General features: G+C 27.3%; 6 protein-coding genes. 3 read left to right on the forward strand and 3 right to left on the reverse strand.

All coding sequences use genetic code 11. The annotated features are described in order from the left end of the window. The 3 genes from AB1Z17_RS03650 to AB1Z17_RS03660 form a co-directional block, all read left to right on the forward strand. On the forward strand, window positions 1-1,179 hold a 1,179-nt coding region (locus tag AB1Z17_RS03650; protein WP_368050441.1), incomplete at its 5' end, for an ATP-binding protein. Beyond that, the gene (locus tag AB1Z17_RS03655; RefSeq protein ID WP_368050442.1) at window positions 1,151-1,525 is read left to right on the forward strand and encodes a response regulator transcription factor; all 375 of its coding nucleotides are present in this window, start codon (window positions 1,151-1,153) and stop codon (window positions 1,523-1,525) included. The genes AB1Z17_RS03650 and AB1Z17_RS03655, both read left to right, overlap by 29 nt. Before the next feature lie 108 nt (window positions 1,526-1,633). Continuing rightward, entirely contained in the window at window positions 1,634-2,110 is a 477-nt protein-coding gene (locus AB1Z17_RS03660) for a hypothetical protein (RefSeq protein ID WP_368050443.1), read from the forward strand. A 67-nt stretch (window positions 2,111-2,177) separates the two neighbouring features. Here the strand turns inward: AB1Z17_RS03660 and AB1Z17_RS03665 are convergent, their stop codons facing one another. The 3 genes from AB1Z17_RS03665 to AB1Z17_RS03675 all read right to left on the reverse strand — a co-directional run. Further along, complete coding sequence (locus tag AB1Z17_RS03665) at window positions 2,178-3,035, reverse strand: flagellar motor protein MotB (RefSeq protein ID WP_368050444.1); 858 nt, start codon at window positions 3,033-3,035, stop codon at window positions 2,178-2,180. 125 nt (window positions 3,036-3,160) lie between these two features. After that, on the reverse strand, window positions 3,161-4,453 hold the full coding sequence (locus AB1Z17_RS03670; protein ID WP_368050445.1) for an MgtC/SapB family protein: 1,293 nt from the start codon (window positions 4,451-4,453) through the stop codon (window positions 3,161-3,163). A 58-nt stretch (window positions 4,454-4,511) separates the two neighbouring features. Continuing rightward, window positions 4,512-4,780, reverse strand: a 269-nt coding sequence (locus AB1Z17_RS03675) for a hypothetical protein (protein ID WP_368050446.1), incomplete at its 5' end; no start/stop codon positions are given.

Below are 4,780 nucleotides of genomic sequence, written 5' to 3' on the forward strand. Positions count from 1 at the left end.
CTTGTAGAAACAAATTTAAATTTGGAAGATCAGGTTCAAATTACAAAAGAAGCTGAAAAACTTGCAAATACAAGTCAGGCAATGTTTTCTGCCATTGCAAAAAACTTTCCTAAGGGAATAATTGTGGTAGTAAATGAAAATTTTGAGATTATTTATATTGAAGGAGCTGAATTGCATAAAATTGGTTTAAGTAAGGTGGTTACTACAGGTGTGAAATTAAGTGAAATTACGGCTTTTTCAGATAAACGAAAATCACGTATAAAAAGTGATATTTTAAGAACACTAAATGGCGAACATCTGTCTTTTCAGGTAACTTTTAATAACAATACCTATTCCGTAAATTCAACTCCTTTATTTGATGAAAATGAAACTATAAAACATGCATTATTTGTGTATAGCGATATTAGTGAACAAAAAAGAGTTGAATTAGAAATTTTAAATTCATTAAGAAAAGAACAAGAACTTAATGAGTTAAAATCTCGATTTATTTCAATGGCTTCGCACGAATTTAGAACACCACTAAGCGCAATTTTATCATCAGCAATTTTAATTGAAAAACAAAATGAACCTGGTAAAGAAGCTAAACGTGAACGGTACGTTTCAATGATTAGAAATAATGTAAAAAATTTGGTGGTAATCCTAAACGACTTCCTGTCTTTAGGTAAATTAGAGGAAGGAAAAGTATTAGCACAATCAGAGAATTTTGAACTTATAAATTTTTTAAAATCCTTAATTGAAGAAATTGAAGTAAACACAAAAGATGGACAAACTATAAAAATTTCAACTAATGCAGCAACTATTGAAGTTTATTTAGATCCTAAGTTAATACGTCATATTGTAACAAATCTGGTTTCAAATGCAATTAAATATTCCAGTTCAAATGATAAAATAATAATTAATATTAAAGAAAATACAGACCAATTAACACTTGAAGTTGTTGATTACGGAATTGGAATTCCATTAGATGAACAAAAAAATCTTTTCAACCGTTTTTTTAGAGCAAAAAATGCAACAAATATTCAAGGAACAGGTTTAGGATTGTACATAGTAAAACAATATATAGAGTTAATTGGTGGTAATATAAGTTTTAGCAGTGTTTTAAACGAGGGCACTATTTTTACAGTTAATTTACCTATGAATCATACAAAAAATGAAAAAAATATTATTGATAGAGGATAATAACGATGTTAGAGAAACCACTTGCGACCTGCTGGAATTAGCAAATTATGAAGTAGTAACAGCAAAAAATGGCAAAGAAGGAATAAAAAAAGCAACACTTTTTTTACCAGATATTATTATTTGTGATATTATGATGCCCGAATTAAATGGTTACGGTGTACTTCAAATTTTAAGTACAGATCCAAAAACATCTAAAATTCCATTTATATTTTTAACTGCTAAATCTGAAAAGGAAGATTTAAGAAAAGGTATGAACCTTGGAGCCGATGATTATTTAACAAAACCTTTTGAAGAGAGTGAATTGTTAAGTGCAATTGAAAATCGTTTAAAAAAAATGAATCTTTGAATTAAATAATTGACTAAAAATGCATAATTGATATTCATCATTCTAATCCTATTTTCAATTTTATAAATTAGAGTATCTTAAGATTTTAAGGTTCACCACAATTAAACAATGAATACAAGAATTTCATCAAAAAATAATACATTTGTTTTTATAAAAGCTTACAAAGAAAAATGGCAGCTAAAAAATGCGATTGAAATTATAAATGAAAATGGGATTTCTAAATCAGATTTATCGGTTCTATTAAAAATCTCCAACCAAAAAAATTTCGACAAAAAAGAAATGATTTCATTTGTAGAGTATTTAATAGGAACAAATACAGCAATTGGTACCTTTACCAATCCTGAAATTGGAACTATCTTAATTGGCGGCTCTCTCACTTCATTATTTTTACATAAAATTCAGGAAAAACCATTAGCTGAAATGACGACAGGGCCTTACGGAATTTTAAGAGGGTTAGGAGCTCCAGAAAAGAATACAGCTTTATACTTAAAACTATTAAATGAAGGTTATTTTTTATTAATAGCTCGCGGATTTGAAAATGAATTTATTTCTGTAGAAAATCTTCTTCTAAAGTTAGATAACTAAAAACTTTAAACTTATAACAAACGACATTAGCTTAAAAAGCAATGTATGGTTCTAATTATTATTTAAATTAGCTCTTTATTGGTGCTTTAGGTGTTTCTAATAAATTAAAAAACTGATCTAGTTTTGGTAAAATAATTATTTCAGTTCTTCTGTTTTTTGCACGACCTTCTTTAGTTTCATTAGTATCTTTTGGAATGTATTTTGAACGGCCACCAGCCGTCATTCTTTCAGGTTGAACACCAAATTCTTTTTGCATTAAACGTACAATTGAAGTGGCTCTTTTTACACTTAAATCCCAATTATCTAACATACAATCTGTATAAATTGGAACATTATCTGTATGTCCTTCAACCAAAATATCCAATGCTTTATGGTCGTTAATAATTTTTGCTATTTTACCAATTACTTCTTTCGATTTTGGACTTAAATTATAGCTTCCAGATTTAAATAACATTTTATCTGAAATTGATACATACACCACACCTTTTTTAACTTCAATATTAATATCTTCATCATCAAAATTATCTAAAGACCTTTTTAAATTCATTACTAAAACTAAATTTAAAGAGTCTTTTCTTTGCATTGAAGTTGTTAAATCCATAATATATTTATTTTGTTGATTTAATGCTTCCAAAGATTTTTTGATACTTTCTGCTCCAGATTTACTAACAATAGATAAATCTGAAAGGCGTTCTAACAAATTAGTATTAGTACTTTTAAAATAGACTAATTGGTTTTCTAATTTTGCTACTTTATTTTGTTCGTTTAATAAATTAGCGTCTAAAATTAGTTGTTCATTTTTACAGGTTGCTAAATCATTTTCAAATCGATCTTTTTGATTCTGCAAATCGGTGTATTTTTTTTGACTTACACAAGAAGTTAATACTATCAAAAAAAATAACATTATAATTTTTAAAATTTTCATTTTACTTTTTTTAAATTAATATTTATTAATGCAAAGTGAGCACTTTTATTATTGTAAAAAAATGATTACAATCATTTAGTAAACTGATTTATATTACTTTAAAAAATATGAGAATCTTAACTTTCTTAATTTAAAATAATGAAACCTATAATTCCTGCAATAAAAATAAAGCCATAACCTATAAGTACGTATTTTTTTAATGCTTTACTACCAGTCCAAATGGTAATTCCAATTTTAACTATAGTATTAGAAAGTGTTGCTAATAAAATAGCATTTTGAGCAGTTAAAAAATTAATTGTTGAACCTCCTAATTTTGATACAGAAATTGCAATGGCATCAATATCTGATAAGGCACTTATGGCACTTGAAATATAAATTCCTTTTGCACCATAAGTAGTACTTGAATAACTTACTAGTAGTAATATTCCAACATAAAAAATTCCGAAAAAAGCAGCATTTTTAATATTTAGAGGATCGCCTAATTTCATTTTTTCTTTAAAATGAGATTTTGTAAGTTGTTTTTTATAGAAAAAAAAAGTAACTCCTAAAGCTGTAAAGAAAACAATTGATAAAGGAATTAGCAGACCATTTAACATTTCATAATTAAATATATAAACCCATAAAAATATTCTTATAACCATAATGGTTGCTGCAGCAAAAATCCCAACAGCGTAATTTTGAGAAAGTGTTGGAGTTTCACTACTTTTTTTTGAAAACGTAAAGGTTACAACTGTACTTGACACTAAGCCACCTAAAATACTGGTTAATAATATACCTTTATCAGTTCCCAAAAACTTCATTAAAACATAACCAACAAATCCAAAACCAGATGTTAAAACAATTACCCAACCAACTTCTCTTGGGTTAATTACATTATAGGGACCAAAATAGTTATTCGGCAAAAACGGTAAAATTAGTAAAGCTATAATTACAAAACGCACAAAAGCATATAACTCTTTTTGCGTTATTTGTCCAATAATTGTTCTTAGTTTAACTTTTAACGATAATAAAACTACAATTACAACAGTAAGTGCCAAACTTGCATTTATTGCGCCTATTAATGTTAAAGCACCTAATAAAAAAGTTAGAATTGTTGCAAATTCAGTAGTTCCGCCAATACTACCTTGGTGGGCACTTACCCAAAAAGAAATTGCTACAATACAAACAACACTTAAAAAGCCTGCAATAAAAAACCAGTACGTAAATGTAAGACTTAAAAAGGCTGCTAAAAAACCTAATAAAGCTACTAACGTAAAAGTACGAACACCTGCAAAAACCTCTTCCTTTTCAGAGAATTGAGAAAATTCACGCTCTAAACCTAATACAAAACCAATTCCAACTGTAACCAAAATTCTTATAAGAAACTCTAGTTGTGTTAATTGAAAATCCTGTAATTGAACTAAAAAACTATCTTCCATTAAATTTAATTAGTAATTAATACTGGTAAAAAAATGTAGTAGCCTGAATATTTAAAACCTACATATATTTTGTTAAAAATTTAAAAAATTCCTTTTTTAAGTCTCTATAAATATGACGTTGTACTTCCATTCTATTTCTAAACTCAATATGTTTCTTAACCAGAGCGGTATCTAACAAGTCTTTTCCTTTTTTACTGGCTGCAGCAATACTTATTTCATGAATATGTATATCTTCTTGAAGCGTATTTATAACTTCATCTTGCAGTATAAATTGATTCTGATAATGTTCCAATTGAACCAGCATTTCTTTTTTGGTCCACCTTTTTA

This window comes from Lutibacter sp., assembly GCF_040883305.1.
In the GTDB taxonomy this organism is placed as follows: Bacteria; Bacteroidota; Bacteroidia; order Flavobacteriales; family Flavobacteriaceae; genus Lutibacter.